Raw genomic sequence first — 20,492 nt, forward strand, 5'->3', positions numbered from 1 at the left:
ATGGCCGGCTGCACCGCTCACCTGATGCACGGCACGCCGGAAGCGAAGCGCCAGCGCGAAGAGATGGGCTTTCACGAAGGCTGGGGAATCTGCATCCAGCAGCTCGAAGACTACGCCTGCAATCTCGTCTGAGTCGGCCCTCAGAAGCTGATCACGATCTGTAGCGAGAAGCCGTTCAGCAAGGGAAGAGCTGCACAGGAGCCGGAGTTTATGTTGATCAATGAGGATTCCGAGCTGCGCATGAGCCCTGATCACGGCCTCGCAGTAAGATCGGGAACAGCTTCTCAGAAAAGAACGGGCTTGTCGTCGGGCGCACGCTGCATCCTTTTTTTACACCCATGCCATCAAGCGTACGCCTTCAGCGGTCGTAGTTTCCAGCAGTGCGGAGGGGTCCCCAACCGCCTGTGAGGAACGCTGCCTGCATGAATCCGCCCGCCATCCGATCGACTGCGTCACGCTGCCTTGCTGTCCTGCTTGCCCTGCTCTGCCCGCTACTGGCGCTGCATGCCGTGCCCGCCGTCGCCAAGGGCACGCGCGCGGGCAGCGCACAGGCCCGCCCCGCCCCCGCCCGGCAGTACGACAGCCAAGGGCGCCATACCGGCCGCATCGATGCCGACGGCCGCCGTTACGACAGCCAAGGGCGCTATCAGGGGCGCACTGATCCGCAGAGCGGGCGCATGTACGACAGCCAGGGTCGCTACATCGGCAAGACGGATGTCTCCGGGCGCTTCTACGACGCGCAGGGCGTGCACACCGGCCGCATCGATGCCAGCGGACGCATCTACAGCGCACAAGGCGCCTATCAGGGCCGCGTCGATGCCGATGGCCGGCAATACGACGCGCAGGGGCGCTACACCGGCCGCCTGACGTCCGACACGGCAACACCTGCTGCGCCCTCGCCCAACCCGCCAGCGCCTGGCGACAGCAACGCCGCCCGCACGCGCGCCACCCAGGTCGAGCAGAGCCGGCAACTCAGCCCCTCGACCTTCTGCACTTACGGAGACGCCGACTGTGCGCGCCCCTGATGCCGCTCGCCTGCTGGCCTGCTGCATCGCGGTGGCCGCATCACCCGCCGCGCTGGCGCAAACCCTGCCGCATCGTGAGCTGAGCGAAAAGGAAGTGCAGTACCTCGAAGCCTTCGAAGCGCCCGGCGTAATTTTCAATGAACGCCTGTGCGACCCGCCGCTCAGCAGCATGAGCAAGCTGTGCACACAGTTGCCGCTGGACTACGACCAGCCCTTCACGCAATTCCCCGTCGCCCTGCGCTTCTTCGACCCCTCGCGGCCGGAAACGCTCGCCGCCGAGCGTCTCGCCAATCGGCGCGGCGATTCGAACGACGATCTCACCCAGCCCAACTTCTTCCTGCTCGGCGCCAGCCATGCATTGGTGAGCGACAACGCGCGCGGCGAAACCGAATACCGCGTGCAGCCGCTCGACAGCATCCCGGCGCTGAAGGCGGGCGAGCAGTACAACAGCACGCTGGCCATTGCCCGCCAGCGCGGCGGTGGTTTCCTCAACCTGCAACAGCGCGTGGTGGTGCCGTCCGACACCGTGATCTACCGCCCGCGCCCGAGCATGCGCGGCGTCGAATGGCGCCAGTGCATGGGCGAAACCGCAGCGCTGGTGCCGGCACACACCACCGGCAAGATTCCCAACAGCCATCACTACAAGGGCGGCGGCGACTGCGGCGCACGCTACGTGGTCAAGCTCTGGGGGCAGCGCAGCCAGCGCGAGGTGACCTCCTACATCTTCCGCCACAGCGTCAATTTCAACGTCGGCGAGTACTACCGCACTCTCAGCCAGAGCTGGCGCATCGGCCCCAAGGATCCACCCGGCTTCTACACCTTCGAATGGTGGTACGCCGGCAAACTCCTCAGCCGCACCCGATTCGAGGTGAAACCATGATCCGCGCCCTGCTTGCGGCCCTCTTGCTGCTCGCCAGCCACAGCCACGCACTCACCCTGGTGCCGGAAGAGGAATACGATAGCGGCCGCGTCTTCGACACCAACAGCCCGCGCTCGCAAAAGATGCAGCGCATCCTGTGCTTCGGGCGCGACCCCAACTACTGCGCCAGTCTCGACAGCCCGCCGCGCTACTACGGCTTCAATTTTCGCTGCGACTGGCCGCCGGTGTTTCCCGAGCGTGTCACCCCTGACGACCGCCCCGACCGGCGCGGGCTCTTCCTGCCCGGCAAGGGGCTGATCGTCGGCGAGGCCTCACGCGGCCAGACCTGTCTCTTCGAGCTGCAACTCGCCCTGCCGCCCTCTTTCCTTGGCACCAAGGATCAGGACGACCTCATGGCCTGGGTGGAATGGGAATTTGAGAAGGCGCCGATCCCCGGCCTTAAGGGCCAGCGCGATGGCAAGAAAGTCATGCTGCCGATGTTCATCGTCAGCAAGCGCGATGGCTCGCACATGAAGTCGCCGTGGGACGGCTCGCGCAGCATCACCTACGACGGCGTTACGCGCGCCAAGCAGTCTCAGGAGATGAGCCTCCTGCCCAGCCGCTTCGACACCCCGCCACAGAAGAGCTGGATCACCGTGATCATCAACGGGCAGGTGCTGGAAAAAGCCGAAGTGCCGCTCACAACGGAGCCGCTGCGCTGGCAGATTTACGACTGGCGCAGAAAGAACGGCGAGGTCATCGAACGGCGGCACGGCGGCTGAGCCGTTCGCCACACCAGGCAAACGCGAGGGCCTGGCTGCGCGCCATCGCGGCCCGCACCCTCTCAACCCGGCTGCAGGCTGCGTTCTGCGCGCAAGTGTTCGACCAGCAGATCCACCAGCGCGCGCACCTTCGCTGAGGCTTGCCGCCCTTCGCGGTGGATCACGTGGATCGGCATCGGCGGCGGCTCGTGCGCGGCCATCACGATCCGCAGCGTGCCTTCCGCCACTGCGCTGGCGACCTGGTAGGAGAGCAGGCGCGCGATGCCAGCGCCACGCACTGCGGCTGCGATGGCCGCGTCATTGTTCGTCACGGTGAGGCGGGGGCGGATGCGCACCGATTGTTCCGCGCCTTCCAGCCCGAAGCGCCATTCCACCATGGGGCTCACGCTCGTTGCCGCGATGATCTGATGCGCCGCGAGCTGTTGCGGCTCGGTGGGTTCGTCGTGTTGTGCGAGATAGTCCGGCGCGGCACACAGCACGCGCCGGATCTGCCCCACGCGCAGCGCCTTGAAGCTCGCATCCGGCAGATTGCCGATGCGTACGCCAACATCCACGCCTTCTTCCACCAGGTTCACCACGCGGTCCAGCAGCAGCGCGTTTACCTCGGTTTCCGGATAGCGCGCGAGGTACTCCACCACGCAGGGCATCACATGCAGGCGGCCGAATGAAACGGGTGCCGTGATCGTCACATGGCCACGCGGCGCAGCATTCACGCCGGCGGCGGCTTCGTCCGCTTCATCCGCCGCCGCGATCACGCGCCGCGAATCGTCCAGATAACGCTGCCCGGCTTCGGTCACGCGCACATAGCGTGTCGTGCGGTTGAGCAGCTTCACGCCCAGGTGCCCCTCCAGCGCGGCAATCGTGCGTGTCACCGCAGGGGGCGACATCGCCAGCCGCCGCGCAGCCCCCGCGAAGCTCTCTTCCTCCGCCACCGCCACGAAGACGCCCATGCTCAACAGTCGGTCCATGCCGCGCTCTCTGCATTCCAATAAGTGGAATTATAAATTGCAAATCATGGATATTCTTCAATCTGGTGGAACTTGGAAGAATGCATTCCATCCGCTGCACACGGTGTGCAACGGCAGCCATGCAAACCCAAGGAGAACCACCATGTCACGCATCAGCATCCCCGCCGTCGAACAATCCCAAGCCGCTTCCCGCCCCCTGCTGGACGCTGTCCACAAGCAACTGGGCGTCGTGCCCAACCTGATGAAGCTCGTCGGCCACAGCCCGGCCGCGCTCGAAGGCTATCTGTTGCTCAACGGCGCTCTCGCCAAGGGCGCGCTGTCCGCCCCGCTGCGCGAGCGCATTGCGCTGGCCATCGCCGAATACAACGGCTGCGATTACTGCCTCTCGGCCCACAGCTACCTCGCAGCCAATCTCGCCAAGGTCAGCGCGGCAGAAATCGACGCTGCGCGCGACGCGCACTCCAGCGATGCCAAGACCGCCGCTGCGCTGAAATTCGCCCGCCGTGTCGCAGCCGAGCGCGGTCGCGTCAGCGATGGTGATCTCGCCAGCCTGCGCGCCGCCGGCTTCGGCGAAGCGGAAGTCGTCGAAATCGTGCTCAACGTCGCGCTCAATGTGCTCACCAACTACATCAACAACGTTGCGCAGACCGATGTGGATTTCCCGCTCGTCGCGCACAAGGCCGCCTGATCAAGCACAGCCCCGGCACCAGCCCGGGGCATTTTCCTCAAGAAAGGAATCAACATGTCCGACATCACGCTCTACACCTCAAGCACCTGCCCCTACTGCCACGCAGCAAAATCCCTGCTCACGCAGCGCGGACTCGGCTTCACCGAGATCGACGTCAGCACCAACCCCGCCGCACGCGCCGAAGCGCAAGCCCGCAGCCAGCGCCGCACCGTGCCGCAGATCTTCGCGGGCGAGCAGCACATCGGCGGCTTCGACGATCTGCAGGCCTGGTTTGCAAGGCAGGGCTGAGCTATGCCACGCGCATTCGCCGACATCAGCTTCACCGACAGCGTGCGTGCGGCGCAGACGCGCTACGGCAGCCGCGCCCACATGGAAGGCTTCGAGCGTGCCTCCGATCCGCGCAACACCCTGCGCGAAGCCGACATTGCCTTCATCAGCACGCGCGACAGCTTCTATCAGGCCACAGTCAGCGAAACCGGCTGGCCCTACGTCCAGCATCGCGGCGGGCCGGCCGGCTTTCTGCGCGTGCTCGATGCGCGCACGATTGGCTATGCCGACTTCCGGGGCAATGCGCAGTACCTCAGCGTAGGCAACCTGAACGCCGACGAGCGCGTCTCGCTGATCCTCATGGATTACGCAGGCCAGCGCCGCCTCAAGCTGTGGGGGCTGGCCCGCATCGTGCATGCCGAGGACGCGCCCGAAGTCATGGCGCAGCTCGCCCTGCCCAACTACCCTGCAGCAGTCGAGCGCGGTGTGCTGATCCACATCGAAGCCATCGAGTGGAACTGCCCGCAGCACATCACCCCGCGTTTTACCGAAGCCGAACTCAAACCCATGCTGGCGCCCTTGCTCGACGAACTGCAGCAACTGCGCGCGCAAGTCGCCAGCCTTCAAGCCTCACAGGAATCGAAACCATGAACACCGTCGACCGCCCGCCCCTGCCGCCCTTCAACGAAGACAGCGCGCGCCAGAAAGTGCGCCTCGCCGAAGATGCCTGGAACAGCCGTGAGCCCGCACGCGTGGCGCTGGCCTATACGCCGGACAGTCAGTGGCGCAATCGCGCCGAATTCCCGCGCGGCCGCGCCGAGATCGAAGCCTTTCTGGTGCGCAAGTGGGCGCGCGAACACGACTACCGGCTCATCAAGGAGCTTTGGGCCTTCACAGCCAATCGCATCGCCGTGCGCTTCGCCTATGAATGGCACGACGAGGGCGGCAACTGGTTCCGCTCCTACGGCAACGAAAACTGGGAATTCGACGAGCACGGCCTGATGGCCAAGCGCTACGCCAGCATCAACGATTTGCCGATCAGCGCAGCCGAGCGCAAGTTCCACTGGCCACAAGGCCGCCGGCCGGACGATCACCCCGGCCTGAGCGAGCTGGGGCTCTGAGCCTCACTCCGGCGGCAGGCTCGCCAGCCGCGCCAGCAAGGTGTCCAGCTGCGCCTTGAGCTGGCGCGCCTCATCGAGCGGATAGCCCACCTGCTGGTAGAGCTTCTCCGGCACACAGGCGCAGTCCTGCCGCAGCGCCTGCCCGGCTTCGGTGAGGGCGATGGTGACCACGCGCTCGTCATGCGCCGCGCGGCTGCGCTGCACCAGGCCTTGCTGCTCCAGGCGCTTGAGCAGCGGCGTAAGCGTGTTCGAGGCCAGCAGCGCGCGCTCGCCGATGTGCGACACCGAGCAGGGCGACTCTTCCCACAGGATCATCAGCACGATGTACTGCGGATAGGTCAGGCCCAGCGGCTCCAGCAACGGCTGATACAGGCGCGTGACCAGCCGCGAAGCGGCGTAGAGCGGAAAGCACAGCTGAAGCTCCAGGCGCAGCGGATCGTCGGGCTGGGCCTCGCTCATGCCGCCAGCCCCAGCGCGCGACGCACTTGTGCTTCAAGCGCCGCCGGCTTGGTGATCGGCGCGAAACGCTTGATCGGCTGGCCATCGCGACCGATCAGGAACTTGGTGAAATTCCAGCGGATCTTCTGCCCGAAGAACCCCGGCAGCGCGCCGCGCAGCCAGGCAAACAGCGGATGGCTCTGCCCACCATTCACATCCACCTTCTCGAACATCGGAAAGCTCACCCCGTAGTTGAGCAGGCAGGTCTGCTCGATTTCCTTCACCCCGCCCGGCTCCTGCTGGCCAAACTGGTTGCAGGGAAAGCCGAGGATCTCCAGCCCATGCTCGCGGTACTTCTGGTACAGCGCCTCCAGCCCGGTGTATTGCGGCGTGAGACCACACTGGCTGGCGGTATTCACCACCAGCACCACCTTGCCGGCGTAGCGGCTGAAATCGACGGGCTCGCCGCGCAGGCTGCGGGCGCTGAATTGATGAAAGCTGCTCATGCTGAACTCCGGAATGATCTGGGGGGAACTTAAATCTTTTACGATTAAATCGCGTGCGACTTATATTCGCGCTTTCCGACCCGCTCTGTCAATCGCCGCCAGCAGATCAAGCGGGCGGATCACGTTTCTGCCGCGAGCCCCGCTTTGACGGGACTGCGCCAACGCGCAGAGCCGCCTGATCTCTCGATCTGCCAGAACGACAAAAAGGGGCCGCGAGGCTAATACCGTTCATTTAGGCGCATGGCATGTCGGAAGCGGCAGGATTCTTCTTGCGATCATGGCGTTCCAAGGTGGTGCGACACTTGATTCAACGACCATTACCGAAAGCGACTTCGGCCCCTCCTCCGTCTGGGTTACATGACATCCAGCCCAGCGTAGGGCGGAGTGCAAACTCCGCCGCTTTGATCAACACATGCGGTGGAGTTTCACTTCACCCTAAGACTGCGCCGTACGCGGTGGTTTGGAGTGCCCGCCCCCAAGGCCGGGCCGCACACGGCGTTTCATTTCCTGCCCGGTTCGCCGCTTACACCCCGAAACCGAAGCAGCGCATGCTCAGGGTGCCGCTGTGAAAGCCGGTGAAGAGCGTCTCTGCCGCTTCATCACGACCGGCCGCGCCCAGCGCGTAGAGCATCGGAAAGTAATGGTCAGGCGTGGGCACGGCCATGCTCACGCTGGCGTCCAGCCGGGTGTAGTCGAGAATGCGTTTGTCTTCCCGCTGAGCGAGCGCAGCAGCAAAGGCCTCATCGAAGCGCTGAGCCCAGTCCTGCGAGGCGCGCATCGCCTCGGGCAGGCCGCGCTGGGTGGCGCGCAGGTTGTGCACGATGTTGCCGCTGCCGATGATCATCACCCCCTGCTGGCGCAGGGCGGCCAGCTCGCGACCGAGCTGATAGTGGAAGTCCGGCCCCTTGGCGTAGTCGATGGAGAGCTGAAAGACCGGAATCTTCGCGTCCGGATAAAGATGGTGCAGCACCGTCCAGGTGCCGTGATCCAGCCCCCATTCTTCGGTCGCCACCACCTTCACGCCCTTCACCGCGCGGATCGCTTCGCGCGCGAACTGCGGCGAGCCCGGCGCCGGGTATTCCATGGCGTGGAGTTCGGCCGGAAAGCCGCCGAAATCGTGGATGGTTGGCGGGCGCTCGGCCACGTTCACCGCCGTCACACCGGGCGACAGCCAATGCGCGGACACCACCAGCAGCGCCTTCGGCGGCGGCAATTTCTGGCCCAGCGCATTGAGGCTGCGGGTAAAAGCGTTCTCGCTGATCGCATTCATCGGGCTGCCGTGGCCGATGAAGAGCACCGGCGCGGGCTTGATCTTTTGGCCTTTGCCCGCCGGCTTGCCTTGCGTGGCGGCCCAGGCACCGAGGCTATGGAGAGCGGTGACCGCGCCGAGCGCCGAACCCTGAATCAGGAAGCGGCGACGTTGGGAATCGGGGTGGCGGGAGTTGCTCATGATGATCCTGCAGATTCAAAGCCCCATTGATACCCGCCCCAGCCCGGAGGTTCCAGCCGCGCCCCGCAAAAGCCCCTCCCGGCTTCCGCAACAATCCGAGTGCCCGGCGTAGGGCGGAGTGCAAACTCCGCCACTTTGATCAACGCATGCGGTGGAGTTTCACTCCACCCTACGACTGCGCCGTACGCGGTGACGCTGCGCGCCCGCCTCCTGTTTGTCGGCATGGGAGAAGTTGATCCGCGGCGAGGCATCCAGCCCGACTGTGTGCGGTTGAGACAAAAGGCAAGACCTGACCCCAAGCACCCCGCAGGACCTTTTCACATTGCCCCGCCAGATCACCTTGCCCTGCCAAACAGCTTACGAAGTCGCCAAGGGAGCGCAACCACAGCGCCCGGGACGATCCGGACTGCGCTTTTACGCAAAGGGCTGCCTTCAACGGCGGTCTATTGCATCATCGCCCGCAAAATCCTGCGCATCGCATTTGCTGTCTGGAACTCAGGCTGTCCGTACGACCCCATCCTCGTCGGAAAGACTTGTGCTCCAACCTAGAATCTACTTGCTCCGCGCCCTTGCCGATGAATCATGCAGCTCGATGACGACGGCAAGGCCCGACCCTGGACTTTCAAGGCCGCCACACGTCGCTTGCGATCACAGACCCGGAAACTTTCCGCGATAGAATTCAGCCCCCTGCCTCTGCCACCCTGCCATGCAAAGGTTTCTGCGTTCAATCAGCCACATCAGCGCCGCAATAATGTGTTGCGCCAGCGCCCATGCGGCCCTGATCACGGTGGACACAGGTCATACGCCGCAACGCCCTGGAGCCATCGCGCCGGACGGCCGCGTGGAGTATGCCTTCAATCTGGCGCTGACGACGGCCGTCACACGCAAGCTCGAAGCGCAAGGCCACACGGTTTTCAGGGTTTCAGCCAACGGTGAGGAAGTGGCCCTGTCAAAGCGCACTTCGCTGGCGCCCAATGCAGATCTCTTCGTCTCCATTCACCATGACTCGATTCAGCAAGCGTGGATCGACGCAGGGAGGCGAGGAGAGTTCGCGGGCTTCTCGCTCTTCGTGTCGGAGAAAAATCCGCGTTATGCCGAAAGTCTGCTGTGCACGCAGCGCATCGGAGAGCGCTTGCTGGCAGCGGGTGAGCGACCATCCGGTTATCATGCGACGCCCATCCCCGGTGAGAACCGCCCGCTGATCGATGCACGACTGGGCATCCATCGCTTCGATGATCTGGTGGTTCTGAAAACCGCAACCATGCCCGCCCTGCTGATCGAGGCGGGTGTGATTGCCAACCCCGACGAAGCCCGACGCCTGTCGCGTGCCGAGACGGTTGAACTGCTGGCCGAGGCCATCGCAGACGGACTTCATGCCTGCCAGCTGAAACCCTGAGTCCTTAAGGAGTAACGCAATGAAGAGAATCGCAGCAGCCCTCTCACTGATCGTCATCGCCACGGGTAGCCAAGCAGCGGGTTGTGGCAAGCCTCGCAATGCCTTCGATCAGGTGTACTGCGCCGGCAACCTTTTCTCGCAGAAAGACAGTGACCTGAACAAGACCTACAGCAGCCTGCGCGGGCAGCTGGATGCAGGACAGAAAGAGACGTTAAAGCAAGGTCAGCTGGCCTGGATCAAGGTGCGCGACGCCCAGTGCAGCAAGGAAGACAGCACCGGCTACTTCGTCAATCTCGATTGCGCCATCGCCCAGACAGACGCCCGGCTCGACTTCCTGAAAGAGCGCGAGCGCGAGTGCAAGAGCACTGGCTGCAGCAACGACAAGCTGGGCAAGTAAACCCGGTTTCTGCCGCATCCAGCAGGCTCGGCTTGAGGCTTCTCCGCCGGGCCTTTTCCATCGACGCCGCGCGAACGGCAAAGACAAGTCTGGCTGATCCCTCACGCACAGAATCCACACCAGTCAAACCAGGCACGCCGCCACAACGCCCTTGTGCCCGGCCTAGGCGCAGTGAAACTGCGCCGCATGCCGTCGTTGCAGGCATGAACATCCGGCAGAGTTGGTACTCAGCCCAACGCCAGAACGTATCCGCTGCACGCAAAACGGGCCGCATCTGCGGCCCGTTTCATTCACACCATCAGCCCATCAAAGCAGGGGCGCCAGCCACCTCTTCGCCTCAGCCTCGCTGAACCCAGCCCGCCCCGCCCAATCCTTCATCTGATCTTCCCCAATCTTGCTCACCGCGAAGTACTGCGCCTCCGGATGCGCGAGGTAGAAGCCTGATACGGCCGCCGCCGGGTACATGGCGAAGGTTTCGGTGATCTCCAGGCCGATGGCTTCCTGCGGGTTCAGCACCCGGAAGATCTCGCCTTTGGCGGTGTGATCTGGGCAGGCCGGATAGCCGGGAGCAGGACGGATGCCGCTGTATTGCTCGGCGATCAGGGCGGCTCCATCGAGCGTCTCGGCAGGGGCGTAAGCCCAGTATTCCTTGCGCACGCGCTGGTGCAGCCATTCGGCTGCAGCTTCCGCAAAGCGGTCAGCAATGGCCTTGAGCATGATGGCATGATAGTCGTCGTGCTCAGCTTCATAGGCAGCGATGCGCGGCTCCAGCCCCCGCCCGGCGCTCACGGCGAACATGCCGACCCAGTCCGCCACACCAGAATCACGATCCGCGATGAAGTCGCTCAGGCAGTAGTTGGGCTTGCCGGCCGGACGTTCGTGCTGCTGGCGCAATCCGTGCCACTTGGCGATCACTTCGCCACGTGATTCGTCGCCATAAACCAGCACATCATCCTGATGCGCAGCGGCGGGAAAGAGGCCGAACACGGCGTGCACTTCGATCCAGCGCTGCTCGATGGCGCTCTTGAGCATGGCCTTGGCATCACGGAAGACGTTGCGTGCGGTTTCGCCCACGATCTCGTCATCCAGAATCGCCGGGTAGGCGCCGGCCAGATCCCAGGTCTGGAAGAAGGGGCCCCAGTCGATGTACTGCTCGAGCGTGGCGAGATCGATGTTGCGCAGGCGCTGGATGCCGGGGCGTGAAGGCTTGGCCGGCACATAGCTGGCGTCGCTGTTCCACTTGAAGCGGTTGGCGCGTGCGGCTTCGAGCGAGACCAGCTTCACGCCACTCTTGGCGGCATGCTGAACGCGCAGCTTTTCATAGTCCGCCGCGATTTCGGCGACATAGCTTTCGCGCTGATCGATGGAGAGCAGGCTGGTGACCACGCCCACGGCGCGCGAAGCATCCGGCGTGTAGACCACCGGGCCGTCGTAGTGCGGCGCGATCTTGATCGCGGTATGGGCGCGCGAAGTGGTGGCGCCACCAATCAGCAGGGGCACCGCGTTTTCACCGCCGAAGCCGAGGCGCTTCATCTCGCTGGCGACATGGGCCATTTCTTCAAGCGAGGGCGTGATCAGGCCGGAGAGGCCGATAGCCTGCGCGCCATGCTCCTTCGCAGCGGCGAGGATCTTGTCGCAAGGCACCATCACACCGAGATCGACGACTTCGTAGCCGTTGCAGGAGAGCACGACGCCGACGATATTCTTGCCGATGTCATGCACATCGCCCTTCACGGTGGCCATGATGATCTTGCCCTTGGCGGCCGCGCCGGTGCGCTTCTTCTCTTCCTCGATATAGGGAATCAGATGCGCCACGGCGGACTTCATCACGCGGGCGGATTTCACCACCTGCGGCAGGAACATCTTGCCGGCTCCGAACAGATCACCCACGACCGACATGCCGGCCATCAGCGGGCCTTCGATCACCGCCAGCGGCGGCTTGCCCTCGGCAAACAGCTTGGCCCTGACTTCTTCGGTGTCTTCCACCACGAACTGGGTGATGCCCTTCACCAGCGCATGCGACAGGCGCTCTTCGACCGGCCATTCGCGCCAGGCCAGATCCTGCACGTTTTCCTTGGCCTGGCCCTTCACGGTCTGTGCGAATTCGACCAGGCGCTCGCCGGCTTCGGGATGACGATTCAATACAACGTCTTCCACCTTGTCGCGCAGCTCGGGGGCAAGATCGTCATACACGCCGAGCTGGCCGGCATTAACGATGCCCATGGTGAGGCCGGCCTTGATGGCGTGATACAGGAACACGGTATGGATCGCTTCGCGCACCGGATCGTTGCCACGGAAGCTGAAGCTCACGTTGGAAACGCCGCCGCTGGTCTTGGCGTGCGGCAGATGGGTGTGAATCCAGCGCACGGCTTCGATGAAGTCGACCGCGTAGTTGTTGTGCTCTTCGATGCCGGTGGCAATGGCGAAGATGTTGGCGTCGAAGATGATGTCTTCAGGCGGGAAGCCGATCGTCATCAAGAGATCGTAGGCACGCTTGCAAATCTCGGTCTTGCGCGCATAGGTGTCGGCCTGGCCCTGCTCGTCAAAGGCCATCACCACGGCGGCCGCACCGTATTTCATGCACAGGCGGGCGTGATGCAGGAAGGCTTCCTCGCCCTCCTTCATGGAGATCGAGTTAACGATGCCCTTGCCCTGGATGCACTTGAGGCCGGCTTCGATGATCTCCCACTTGGATGAGTCGATCATGATCGGCACGCGCGAGATGTCCGGCTCGGAGGCGATGAGCTTGAGGAAGCGCTCCATCGCGGCCTTCGAGTCCAGCATGGCTTCGTCCATGTTGATGTCGATGACCTGGGCGCCGTTCTCGACCTGCTGGCGGGCAACGGCCAGCGCGTCGTCGAAGCGGCCTTCGATGATCATCTTGGCAAAGGCGCGCGAGCCGGTGACGTTGTTGCGCTCGCCGACGTTCACGAACAGGCTGTCCTTGCCGATGAAGAAAGGCTCCAGACCCGACAGGGCCTGCCTCACTTCGAGCTCGGGAATGGCGCGCGGGCGGATCTGCGCCACCGCCTCACTCACGGCCTTGATATGTGAAGGCCGGGTGCCGCAGCAACCGCCGACGATATTGAGGAAGCCGGACTCTGCCCAATCCTTGATATCGGCCGCCAGCTGCTCAGGCGTTTCGTCATAGCCAGTGGGCGCCAGCGGGTTCGGCAGGCCGGCATTCGGGTGGGCCGACACAAAGGTATCGCACACGCCGGAAAGCTCGGCCACGTACTGGCGCAACTCCTTGGCGCCGAGCGCACAGTTGAGACCGAAGGAGATCGGCTTGACGTGCTTGAGCGAGTTCCAGAAGGCGGTGGCGGTCTGGCCCGAGAGCGTGCGGCCCGAGGCATCGGTGATGGTGCCCGAGATCATGACCGGCAACTTGCGGCCCAGATCATCGAAGAGCTTGAGCACGGCGAAGATGGCGGCCTTGGCATTGGCGGTGTCGAACACCGTTTCGATCAGCAGCAGATCGGCGCCGCCTTCCATCAGGGCCTTGGCCGAGTCGTAATAGTCATCGACCAGTTCGTCGAAACTGACGTTGCGATAGCCGGGATCGTTCACATCCGGCGAGATCGAAAGGGTGCGCGAGGTCGGGCCGATCACGCCGGCGCAGTAGCGCGGCTTGTTAGGTGTCCTTGCGGTGAATTCGTCACACAGCTCACGCACCAGACGCGCGCCAGCCACGTTGATCTCATACGCGAAGTCCTGCAGGCCGTATTCGGCTTGCGACACGCGCGTGCCGTTGAAGGTGCAGGTTTCGATGATGTCCGCACCCGCCTCCAGATACTCGCGGTGGATCGCGCCAACCACGTCCGGACGGGTAAGCACCAGCAGATCGTTATTGCCCTTCAGATCCTTGTTGTGCGCAGCAAAGCGGCTTCCCCGGTAATCGGCTTCGGAGAGCTTGTATTGCTGGATCTCGGTGCCCATGCCGCCATCCAGAATCAGGATGCGTTCACGGAGCAGGGCGTTGAGTTCTTGGCTGCGGTCGGCTTGCATGAGTCACTCTCCAAAGCGTTCAACGCTTCGGGCAAGCCGGGGATGGACGGGGGAGTTCTGGCTCACCGGCAATCCGCACGAGTTCTGCACGAAGCGGTGAGCGCCGTTGAATCTGGCCTGCGCCAAAGAGAGGCGGCAGGTTCCGAGCCTGGGATTGCGGGGGAAAACCCGGCAGTCTCGCAGCGCTCCTCGGAAGGGACTGAATTATAAGGGCGAACGCTCGGGCTGACCAGCCAGCCGGGCTTCGGGAGCAGGCCGCTCGAGGCGAATCCGGCTGCGCCTTACCTCCTGAAGAATACCCTCTGCACCAAAGTGGGCATCAACCTGCCAGTTTGCGGGGCGCCGCACATCCAGCGGCCAGTGCCAGACCTCCCCTCCGGCAACATGTTCGGTGCGCGCCGGCCGCCCCATCTGGCGTCGCACCTCGTCGCGGCTCATGCCCTGTCGCAGGGCATCCACGCTGGCTTCGGTCAGCACCTGCTGCAGGCTCAAGAGCACCCCGCTGGGAGCCAAACGGGCCATGAAATTGCCCCCGCCCTGCGTCACCCGGGCGAACTCCATCTGCAGGCTGCCATCCCGCTCAGACCACACCATGCTGGGCTGTCCGAGCTGCTCAAGCAGTTGCGGCAAGGTCGTCTTGCCCGGCTCCACACTGGAGCTGCCAATACAGGCAGCCAGCAGGCTGGCAAGCAACAGCAGAAGGGTGGATTTGAACATCGACGGCTTATCCCGCAGGGCTACCCAAGCAGCCTAGTTGGCACGCCAGTCAGCGCCAATTCTCGTATTCCCCTGCGGCGTGGGTGCGCTTCTTGCATACGCAGCAGTCTGGCCCCGCGTGGGCTTGCCCGCTCGCTTATTTGTGTAACATGCCTCCGGGACATACCGCCCCGGTCGGAGACAAGCCAGCGGCCCCTGAACTCATCATCCACTCTGGAGAATGTTCGAAATGAAGAAGACCTTGATTGCACTTGCAGTACTTGGCACCACCAGTGGCCTTGCACAGGCTCAGGAAGTCGTCGTGAAGATCGGCCACGTCGGCCCGCTCACCGGCAACATCGCCCACCTTGGCAAGGACAACGAAAATGGCGCCCGCCTCGCGGTCGAGGAGTACAACACCAAGGGCATCACGATCGGCGGCAAGAAGGTGAAGTTCGAATTGGTCGGTGAAGATGACGCCGCCGATCCGAAGACCGGCAACATCGTGGCCCAGCGCCTGGTGGATGCTGGCGTTAAGGGTGTGGTCGGCCACCTGAATTCGGGCACCACGATTCCCGCTTCGCGCATTTACAACCAGTCCGGAATCCCGATGATTTCGCCCTCGGCGACCAATGTGACGCTGACCCAACAAGGCTTCGCGAACATCTTCCGCACCATGGCCAACGATGCCCAGCAAGGCAGCGTGATCGGCAAGTACGCGGCCAGCAAGCTCGGCAAGACCGTGGCCATCATCGACGACCGCACCGCCTACGGCCAGGGCCTCGCCGACGAAGTGGAAAAGGGCGTGAAAGCGGCTGGCGGCAAAGTGACTTCGCGTGAATTCACCAACAACCAGGCCACTGACTTCATGGCCATTCTCACCAAGATCAAGGCCCAGAAGCCGGACGTGATCGTCTACACCGGCATGGATGCCCAAGGCGGCCCGATGCTCAAGCAAGTCAAGGCACTGGGCATCCCGGCCAAATTCGTCACAGGCGACGGCGGCTGCACGCCCGAGTTCATCAAGCTGGCGGGTGACGCCATGTCTGAAGCAGCCTTCTGCACCCAGGCCGGTCTGCCGCTGGATCAGATCGCCGACAAGACCTTCAAGGATCGCTTCAAGAAGCGCTTCGGTGCCGACGTGCAGATCTACGCACCGTATTCCTACGATGCTGCCGCAGCACTCATCGAAGGCATGAAGGCCGCCAACTCGGCCGAGCCTTCCAAGTACCTGGCGGCCCTCAAGAAGGTGCAGTTCAAGGGTGTGACCGGCGAAGTGGCCTTCGATGAAAAGGGTGACACCAAGTTCGGCGCCATCACCATGTACCAGTACAAGGCTGGCAACTGGGTCGCGCTGAAGTAAGCCTGACCACACACGAACGGGGCGCCGGCGGCGCCCCGTTTTCTTAGGCGCAAACTCTTGTCGCAGCGCATTGACACATTGTTCGAACTCCGGACAATGCGCAGCCGTACGGCAAATCCCATGCCTTGTCTATAACTTTCGACTTACGCCCGGATCATGGAAACCCTGCTCCAGCAAATCGTCAATGGCCTCGTGGTAGGCAGCGTGTATGCGCTCGTCGCCCTCGGCTACACCATGGTCTACGGCATCCTCGGCCTGATCAATTTCGCGCACGGTGACGTGCTCATGGTCGGTGCCCTGGTTGCCCTGCAGGTTGTACTCTTCCTGCAAAAAGCCTTTCCCCTGCTTGGGGCTGTTCCCACCCTGCTGATCGCCCTCACGGTGGCGATGGCGGTGTGCATGGCACTCGGCTACATCATCGAACGCACCGCCTACCGGCGTCTGCGCAACGCACCACGCCTGGCGCCGCTGATCACCGCGATCGGCGTGTCCTTCCTGCTGCAGACGCTGGCAATGATCATCTGGGGGCGCAACTACCACAGCTTCCCGCAGCTGATCACGACCACTCCGCTACAGCCGGTGGAAGGCGTGTTCATTACGCCCGTGCAGATCATCATCCTGGTCAGCTCTGCTCTGCTGATGACCGGCCTGATCCTGCTGGTGAACAAGACCCGGCTCGGCCGCGCCATGCGTGCCACCGCAGAGAATCACCGCGTGGCCAGCCTGATGGGCGTGGATACCAACAAGATCATCGCCACCACCTTCATCATCGGTTCAGCCCTGGCGGCCGTAGCCGGCGTGATGTTCTCGTCCAACTACGGTGTGGCGCATTACGCGATGGGCTTCACGCCGGGTCTGAAGGCCTTCACCGCTGCGGTGCTGGGTGGCATCGGCAACCTCGGCGGCGCGATGGTCGGCGGTGTGGTGCTGGGCCTGGTGGAATCCATCGGTGCCGGCTACCTCGGCTCAGCTACCGATCTGTGCAACTTGCCAAGCTGGGCGCAAAGCGCCTCGCTGATCGAGACCTGCGCCAATGGTGGCAGCTTCGAGCTGCTGTCCTCGAACTACCAGGACATCTTCGCCTTCGTGATTCTCGGCATCGTGCTGATCTTCCGCCCCACCGGCCTGCTCGGTGAGCGCGTATCCGATCGCGCCTGACCCCATTCTTTACGGAACCTTCTTATGTACGAACTTGCTGAAGCAGTTCCCTGGCTCGGCAGCCGCAACCCGCGTGCTGCACGCGGCGTGGTGCTGGCGCTGATGCTGATTGCCCCCATGATCGCCTTGTCGGCGGGCAATACCTGGGTGCGCATCCTCGACTTCGCCCTGCTCTACGTGATGCTGGCGCTGGGCCTGAACCTGGTGGTGGGCTTTGCTGGTCTGCTCGATCTGGGCTACATCGCCTTCTACGCCGTGGGCGCCTACACCTGGGCCTTCCTGGCCTCGCCACACTTTGGCCTGCACCTGCCGTTCTGGATCGTGCTACCGGCCGGAGCCGGTTTCGCGGCCCTCGCTGGCCTGATCCTCGGTGCGCCGGTACTGCGGCTACGGGGCGACTATCTCGCCATCGTCACGCTGGGCTTCGGCGAGATCGTGCGCATCTTCATGAACAACCTGAACCACCCGATCAACATCACCAACGGGCCACAGGGCGTGAACATGCTCGATTCCCTGAGCCTGTTCGGCTGGGACATCTCGCGCCACATCCAGATCACGGATGACTTCAAGATCAACTCGCTGGTGCTGTTCTATTACGTGTTCCTGCTCTGCGTGGTGGGCTCGGTGATCGTGATCCGGCGCCTGCAACTGTCGCGCGTGGGGCGTGCCTGGGCTGCGATTCGTGACGACGAGCTGGCTGCCAAGGCCATCGGCATCAATGTACGCAACATGAAGCTGCTAGCCTTCTCGATGGGCGCCACCTTCGGCGGCGTGGCCGGCGGCCTGTTCGGCAGCTTCCAGGGCTTCGTGTCACCGGAATCCTTCTCGCTGATGGAGTCCATCGCCATCCTGACCATGGTGGTCTTCGGCGGCATGGGCAACCTCGGCGGCGTGATCCTCGGCGCCATCGCCCTCTCGCTGCTGCCCGAGCTCCTGCGCAGCGTGGCCCTGCCGGTACAACAAGCCCTGTTCGGCCATGTGATCCTGGATCCGGAAGTGCTGCGCATGCTGCTGCTCTCGCTGGCCATGATTTTCATGATGTTGCTGCGCCCGGCCGGCCTGCTGCCAGCCCATGCCCGCTACTCACGACCAGAACTCGCCGGCGCCGGGAGGATCACTGAATGAGCATCACCCTTCTTGAAGCCCAGAACATCGGCAAGCGTTTCGGTGGCCTCACCGCGCTGTCGGATGTCTCGCTGACCATCCGCAAGGGTGAGGTGTACGGCCTGATTGGCCCCAATGGCGCCGGCAAGACCACCTTCTTCAACGTGCTCACCGGTGCCTACACGCCTAATGGCGGCGAGTTCATCTTCGCCGGCAGCGAGCTGCCCACCGGCAAGCCGCATGAAGTGGTGGCGCGCGGCATCGCCCGCACCTTCCAGAACATCCGTTTGTTCCGCGAAATGACCGCCCTGGAAAACGTGATGGCCGGCCACCACCTGCGCTCGGATTCGAGCCTGTGGGGCATCCTCACCCAGAACCGTCACATGCGCGAAGAAGAGCGCCTGATCACCGAGCGTGCCTTCGAGATGCTGCGTTACGTGGGCATCGAGCGCCACGCCACCACACTCTCGCGCAACCTCTCCTACGGCGATCAACGCCGCCTGGAGATCGCCCGTGCACTCGCCACCGAACCGCAATTGCTGGCGCTGGACGAACCGGCCGCCGGCATGAACGCTACCGAAACCGCGCAACTCCGCGACCTCATCTCCACGATCCGCCAGGACGGCGTCACCGTGCTGCTGATCGAACACGATGTGAAGCTGGTGATGGGCCTGTGCGACCGCGTGGCGGTGCTGAACTTTGGCAAGAAGATCGCCGAAGACGTACCGGCCGAAGTGCAGAAGAATCCGGAAGTGATCGAAGCCTATCTGGGAAGCAGCCATGCCCACTGACAACACCATCCTCGAACTCAAGGACGTGCAGATCGCCTACGGCCAGATCCAGGCCGTGAAGGGCATCGACTTTCACGTCAGCACCGGCGAGCTGGTGTGCCTGATCGGAGCCAACGGCGCCGGCAAGACCACCACCCTGAATGCCATCTCCGGCACCCTGCCGATCAAGAGCGGCGAGATCCGCTTCGCCGGGCAGGACATCAGCAAGCTGCCGGCCCACCTGCGCCTGCGCCAGGGCCTCGCCCTGGTGCCGGAAGGCCGCGGTATCTTCACCCGCCTGACGGTGGAAGAGAACCTGCGCATGGGCGCCTACACACGCGACGACAAGGAAGCCATCGAGCAGGATCTCGAGCGCGTCTACAGCATGCTGCCGCGCGTGAAGGAACGCCTCGCCCAGGTCGCCGGCACGCTCTCGGGCGGCGAGCAGCAGATGGTGGCCATCGGCCGCGCCTTGCTTTCGCGCCCCAAGCTGCTGCTGCTGGATGAACCTTCAATGGGCCTCGCCCCGCTGGTGGTCGAAAAGATCTTCGAAGTGATCCAGACCGTGGTGAAGGAAGGCATGAGCATCCTGCTGGTGGAGCAGAACGCCAACCTCGCGCTGGAATTTGCCAGCCGCGGCTATGTGATGGATGGCGGCCGCATCACCCTGGCCGGCTCGGGCAGCGAGCTGCTGAACGATCCCGCTGTGCGCAGCGCCTACCTCGGCGAAGCCTGATAGCCACCCAGCCCGCGTGCCTCGGCGCGCGCGGGCTGCGACGCAGCGGCCGGGCGCAAGGTACGCGTCTCATAGCCACGTGCCCGTGCGCTGCACACCGTAGGTTCGGGCGGGAAAGCCGGATTGGCACTGAGGATGTAAAGCTCGGAAACCTGCAGGGCGACCAGCAGGGCTTCGAAAGCCGCATTGTCGAAAGCATCTTCACTGCTCACCGTGAACATCAGCAGATGCCCCTCGGCATTGGCCTCTCCGTGCGGATGCCGGCCGAGCAGGCTACTCACCACACTCATGATCAGGCTCTCGGTCTGCTGTACGGTAATCACCGGCAAACCCAGCGCCATCGCCGCCTCGATATGCGCCTCGACCTGCGCGATGCTCTGCGCCAGATGGCCCTCGCGCGCCGTCAGCACCACCAGCGCGCCACGTGACTGACGATAGGGCCGTATCTGGCGCAGGCGCAGCGGCGACTGGCAATACGCCCGCCAGCCCAGCCACAGGGCCAGGCACAACAAACTCACAGTCAGGATCCGGGGCAGCAGTTCGATCATGATGGTCAGCGAGGAGCTTCCTGCTGCCATTCAAGCCGCGCTTTGCCCCCGGCGCCATGATCTGCCTCGGACGGGCAGTGCCACCTGCAAGGCAGGCACCGCGTGCAAAACCAGCGCTCAAGCGCCTCTTCACGGATATCCCGGCGCCCCCTGCCCCGACGGGTTTAAGCCGGAAGCGATGTTTCCTGCCGGTCGCGCCAGCCGCGCCGTGT

At 63.7% G+C, this 20,492-nt stretch carries 22 protein-coding genes and 1 riboswitch; of the genes, 15 read left to right on the forward strand and 7 right to left on the reverse strand.

Annotation, left to right across the window (positions count from 1 at the left end):
* From Q3Y64_RS08335 to Q3Y64_RS08350, 4 genes are all read left to right on the forward strand, one after another.
* Complete coding sequence (locus Q3Y64_RS08335; RefSeq protein ID WP_256376400.1) at positions 1 to 132, forward strand: hypothetical protein; 132 nt, start codon at positions 1 to 3, stop codon at positions 130 to 132.
* A gap of 290 nt (positions 133 to 422) precedes the next feature.
* Positions 423 to 1,025, forward strand: coding sequence for a 5-fold beta-flower protein (locus Q3Y64_RS08340; protein WP_216821702.1), 603 nt, complete (start codon positions 423 to 425; stop codon positions 1,023 to 1,025).
* Positions 1,012 to 1,905: a hypothetical protein gene (locus Q3Y64_RS08345; protein WP_101942104.1), complete on the forward strand. Its 894-nt coding sequence runs from the start codon at positions 1,012 to 1,014 to the stop codon at positions 1,903 to 1,905. The genes Q3Y64_RS08340 and Q3Y64_RS08345 overlap by 14 nt, the downstream gene beginning before the upstream one ends.
* Complete coding sequence (locus tag Q3Y64_RS08350) at positions 1,902 to 2,666, forward strand: hypothetical protein (RefSeq protein ID WP_101942105.1); 765 nt, start codon at positions 1,902 to 1,904, stop codon at positions 2,664 to 2,666. Before Q3Y64_RS08345 ends, Q3Y64_RS08350 begins: the two co-directional genes overlap by 4 nt.
* A 62-nt stretch (positions 2,667 to 2,728) precedes the next feature.
* Here Q3Y64_RS08350 and Q3Y64_RS08355 read toward each other — a convergent pair whose 3' ends face one another.
* A complete protein-coding gene (locus Q3Y64_RS08355) occupies positions 2,729 to 3,634 on the reverse strand; it encodes a LysR family transcriptional regulator (RefSeq protein WP_101942106.1) in 906 nt (301 codons plus the stop codon).
* Between the two features lie 142 nt (positions 3,635 to 3,776).
* Between Q3Y64_RS08355 and Q3Y64_RS08360 the strand changes: the two genes are divergently transcribed.
* The 4 genes from Q3Y64_RS08360 to Q3Y64_RS08375 are packed head-to-tail and all read left to right on the forward strand — an operon-like array spanning position 3,777 to position 5,710.
* A complete protein-coding gene (locus tag Q3Y64_RS08360; RefSeq protein ID WP_101942107.1) occupies positions 3,777 to 4,322 on the forward strand; it encodes a carboxymuconolactone decarboxylase family protein in 546 nt (181 codons plus the stop codon).
* A gap of 54 nt (positions 4,323 to 4,376) precedes the next feature.
* Positions 4,377 to 4,610, forward strand: a complete 234-nt coding sequence (gene grxC / locus Q3Y64_RS08365; protein ID WP_303560919.1) for a glutaredoxin 3 — start codon at positions 4,377 to 4,379, stop codon at positions 4,608 to 4,610.
* A 3-nt stretch (positions 4,611 to 4,613) separates the two neighbouring features.
* Entirely contained in the window at positions 4,614 to 5,240 is a 627-nt protein-coding gene (locus Q3Y64_RS08370; protein ID WP_101942109.1) for a pyridoxamine 5'-phosphate oxidase family protein, read from the forward strand.
* Positions 5,237 to 5,710: a nuclear transport factor 2 family protein gene (locus tag Q3Y64_RS08375; RefSeq protein ID WP_101942110.1), complete on the forward strand. Its 474-nt coding sequence runs from the start codon at positions 5,237 to 5,239 to the stop codon at positions 5,708 to 5,710. The genes Q3Y64_RS08370 and Q3Y64_RS08375 overlap by 4 nt, the downstream gene beginning before the upstream one ends.
* Before the next feature lie 3 nt (positions 5,711 to 5,713).
* On the opposite strand, the gene Q3Y64_RS08380 is transcribed toward Q3Y64_RS08375, so the two are convergent.
* The 3 genes from Q3Y64_RS08380 to ygiD form a co-directional block, all read right to left on the reverse strand.
* Positions 5,714 to 6,169, reverse strand: coding sequence for a MarR family winged helix-turn-helix transcriptional regulator (locus Q3Y64_RS08380; RefSeq protein WP_101942111.1), 456 nt, complete (start codon positions 6,167 to 6,169; stop codon positions 5,714 to 5,716).
* A complete protein-coding gene (locus Q3Y64_RS08385; RefSeq protein WP_101942112.1) occupies positions 6,166 to 6,654 on the reverse strand; it encodes a glutathione peroxidase in 489 nt (162 codons plus the stop codon). The genes Q3Y64_RS08380 and Q3Y64_RS08385 overlap by 4 nt, the downstream gene beginning before the upstream one ends.
* A 523-nt stretch (positions 6,655 to 7,177) precedes the next feature.
* Positions 7,178 to 8,104, reverse strand: coding sequence for a 4,5-DOPA dioxygenase extradiol (ygiD, locus tag Q3Y64_RS08390; RefSeq protein WP_303560923.1), 927 nt, complete (start codon positions 8,102 to 8,104; stop codon positions 7,178 to 7,180).
* A gap of 706 nt (positions 8,105 to 8,810) precedes the next feature.
* On the opposite strand from ygiD, the gene Q3Y64_RS08395 reads away from it, so the two are divergent.
* Positions 8,811 to 9,500, forward strand: a complete 690-nt coding sequence (locus tag Q3Y64_RS08395) for an N-acetylmuramoyl-L-alanine amidase (RefSeq protein WP_303560924.1) — start codon at positions 8,811 to 8,813, stop codon at positions 9,498 to 9,500.
* A 19-nt stretch (positions 9,501 to 9,519) separates the two neighbouring features.
* A complete protein-coding gene (locus Q3Y64_RS08400) occupies positions 9,520 to 9,897 on the forward strand; it encodes a lysozyme inhibitor LprI family protein (protein ID WP_303560926.1) in 378 nt (125 codons plus the stop codon).
* Positions 9,898 to 10,203: 306 nt separating this feature from the next.
* Here the strand turns inward: Q3Y64_RS08400 and metH are convergent, their stop codons facing one another.
* Positions 10,204 to 13,905 carry a methionine synthase gene (metH, locus tag Q3Y64_RS08405; protein WP_303560928.1) on the reverse strand — a complete coding sequence of 1,234 codons (3,702 nt, stop codon included), beginning with the start codon at positions 13,903 to 13,905 and terminating at the stop codon, positions 10,204 to 10,206.
* A gap of 91 nt (positions 13,906 to 13,996) precedes the next feature.
* A riboswitch (S-adenosyl-L-homocysteine riboswitch) is annotated at positions 13,997 to 14,102 on the reverse strand.
* 7 nt (positions 14,103 to 14,109) lie between these two features.
* Complete coding sequence (gene bamE, locus Q3Y64_RS08410) at positions 14,110 to 14,622, reverse strand: outer membrane protein assembly factor BamE (RefSeq protein ID WP_101942116.1); 513 nt, start codon at positions 14,620 to 14,622, stop codon at positions 14,110 to 14,112.
* A 229-nt stretch (positions 14,623 to 14,851) separates the two neighbouring features.
* Between bamE and Q3Y64_RS08415 the strand changes: the two genes are divergently transcribed.
* The 5 genes from Q3Y64_RS08415 to Q3Y64_RS08435 all read left to right on the forward strand — a co-directional run bounded on the left by Q3Y64_RS08415 (position 14,852) and on the right by Q3Y64_RS08435 (position 19,732).
* Entirely contained in the window at positions 14,852 to 15,964 is a 1,113-nt protein-coding gene (locus Q3Y64_RS08415; protein WP_101942246.1) for a branched-chain amino acid ABC transporter substrate-binding protein, read from the forward strand.
* Between the two features lie 156 nt (positions 15,965 to 16,120).
* On the forward strand, positions 16,121 to 17,122 hold the full coding sequence (locus Q3Y64_RS08420) for a branched-chain amino acid ABC transporter permease (RefSeq protein WP_101942117.1): 1,002 nt from the start codon (positions 16,121 to 16,123) through the stop codon (positions 17,120 to 17,122).
* A gap of 24 nt (positions 17,123 to 17,146) precedes the next feature.
* Positions 17,147 to 18,247, forward strand: coding sequence for an ABC transporter ATP-binding protein (locus Q3Y64_RS08425; protein ID WP_101942118.1), 1,101 nt, complete (start codon positions 17,147 to 17,149; stop codon positions 18,245 to 18,247).
* Entirely contained in the window at positions 18,244 to 19,017 is a 774-nt protein-coding gene (locus Q3Y64_RS08430) for an ABC transporter ATP-binding protein (RefSeq protein WP_303560934.1), read from the forward strand. Before Q3Y64_RS08425 ends, Q3Y64_RS08430 begins: the two co-directional genes overlap by 4 nt.
* Complete coding sequence (locus Q3Y64_RS08435; RefSeq protein WP_101942120.1) at positions 19,007 to 19,732, forward strand: ABC transporter ATP-binding protein; 726 nt, start codon at positions 19,007 to 19,009, stop codon at positions 19,730 to 19,732. Before Q3Y64_RS08430 ends, Q3Y64_RS08435 begins: the two co-directional genes overlap by 11 nt.
* Here the strand turns inward: Q3Y64_RS08435 and Q3Y64_RS08440 are convergent.
* Entirely contained in the window at positions 19,714 to 20,310 is a 597-nt protein-coding gene (locus Q3Y64_RS08440) for a hypothetical protein (protein ID WP_303560936.1), read from the reverse strand. The genes Q3Y64_RS08435 and Q3Y64_RS08440 overlap by 19 nt on opposite strands.
* Between the last annotated feature and the right edge of the window lie 182 nt (positions 20,311 to 20,492).

Origin of the sequence: Uliginosibacterium sp. 31-12 (assembly GCF_030548425.1) — a bacterium.
Taxonomy (GTDB): Bacteria; Pseudomonadota; Gammaproteobacteria; order Burkholderiales; family Rhodocyclaceae; genus Uliginosibacterium; species Uliginosibacterium aquaticum.

Bases quoted from the DNA above. Each gene is read 5' to 3' on its own strand.
- Q3Y64_RS08335 (WP_256376400.1), top strand. From the start codon at position 1: ATGGCCGGCTGCACCGCTCACCTGATGCACGGCACGCCGGAAGCGAAG.
- Q3Y64_RS08415 (WP_101942246.1), top strand. From the start codon at position 14,852: ATGAAGAAGACCTTGATTGCACTTGCAGTACTTGGCACCACCAGTGGC.
- bamE (WP_101942116.1), bottom strand. From the start codon at position 14,622: ATGTTCAAATCCACCCTTCTGCTGTTGCTTGCCAGCCTGCTGGCTGCC.
- Q3Y64_RS08380 (WP_101942111.1), bottom strand. From the start codon at position 6,169: ATGAGCGAGGCCCAGCCCGACGATCCGCTGCGCCTGGAGCTTCAGCTG.
- metH (WP_303560928.1), bottom strand. From the start codon at position 13,905: ATGCAAGCCGACCGCAGCCAAGAACTCAACGCCCTGCTCCGTGAACGC.
- Q3Y64_RS08400 (WP_303560926.1), top strand. From the start codon at position 9,520: ATGAAGAGAATCGCAGCAGCCCTCTCACTGATCGTCATCGCCACGGGT.
- Q3Y64_RS08375 (WP_101942110.1), top strand. From the start codon at position 5,237: ATGAACACCGTCGACCGCCCGCCCCTGCCGCCCTTCAACGAAGACAGC.
- Q3Y64_RS08350 (WP_101942105.1), top strand. From the start codon at position 1,902: ATGATCCGCGCCCTGCTTGCGGCCCTCTTGCTGCTCGCCAGCCACAGC.
- grxC (WP_303560919.1), top strand. From the start codon at position 4,377: ATGTCCGACATCACGCTCTACACCTCAAGCACCTGCCCCTACTGCCAC.
- Q3Y64_RS08360 (WP_101942107.1), top strand. From the start codon at position 3,777: ATGTCACGCATCAGCATCCCCGCCGTCGAACAATCCCAAGCCGCTTCC.
- Q3Y64_RS08385 (WP_101942112.1), bottom strand. From the start codon at position 6,654: ATGAGCAGCTTTCATCAATTCAGCGCCCGCAGCCTGCGCGGCGAGCCC.
- Q3Y64_RS08355 (WP_101942106.1), bottom strand. From the start codon at position 3,634: ATGGACCGACTGTTGAGCATGGGCGTCTTCGTGGCGGTGGCGGAGGAA.
- Q3Y64_RS08420 (WP_101942117.1), top strand. From the start codon at position 16,121: ATGGAAACCCTGCTCCAGCAAATCGTCAATGGCCTCGTGGTAGGCAGC.
- ygiD (WP_303560923.1), bottom strand. From the start codon at position 8,104: ATGAGCAACTCCCGCCACCCCGATTCCCAACGTCGCCGCTTCCTGATT.
- Q3Y64_RS08435 (WP_101942120.1), top strand. From the start codon at position 19,007: ATGCCCACTGACAACACCATCCTCGAACTCAAGGACGTGCAGATCGCC.
- Q3Y64_RS08440 (WP_303560936.1), bottom strand. From the start codon at position 20,310: ATGGCAGCAGGAAGCTCCTCGCTGACCATCATGATCGAACTGCTGCCC.
- Q3Y64_RS08395 (WP_303560924.1), top strand. From the start codon at position 8,811: ATGCAAAGGTTTCTGCGTTCAATCAGCCACATCAGCGCCGCAATAATG.
- Q3Y64_RS08425 (WP_101942118.1), top strand. From the start codon at position 17,147: ATGTACGAACTTGCTGAAGCAGTTCCCTGGCTCGGCAGCCGCAACCCG.
- Q3Y64_RS08370 (WP_101942109.1), top strand. From the start codon at position 4,614: ATGCCACGCGCATTCGCCGACATCAGCTTCACCGACAGCGTGCGTGCG.
- Q3Y64_RS08430 (WP_303560934.1), top strand. From the start codon at position 18,244: ATGAGCATCACCCTTCTTGAAGCCCAGAACATCGGCAAGCGTTTCGGT.
- Q3Y64_RS08340 (WP_216821702.1), top strand. From the start codon at position 423: ATGAATCCGCCCGCCATCCGATCGACTGCGTCACGCTGCCTTGCTGTC.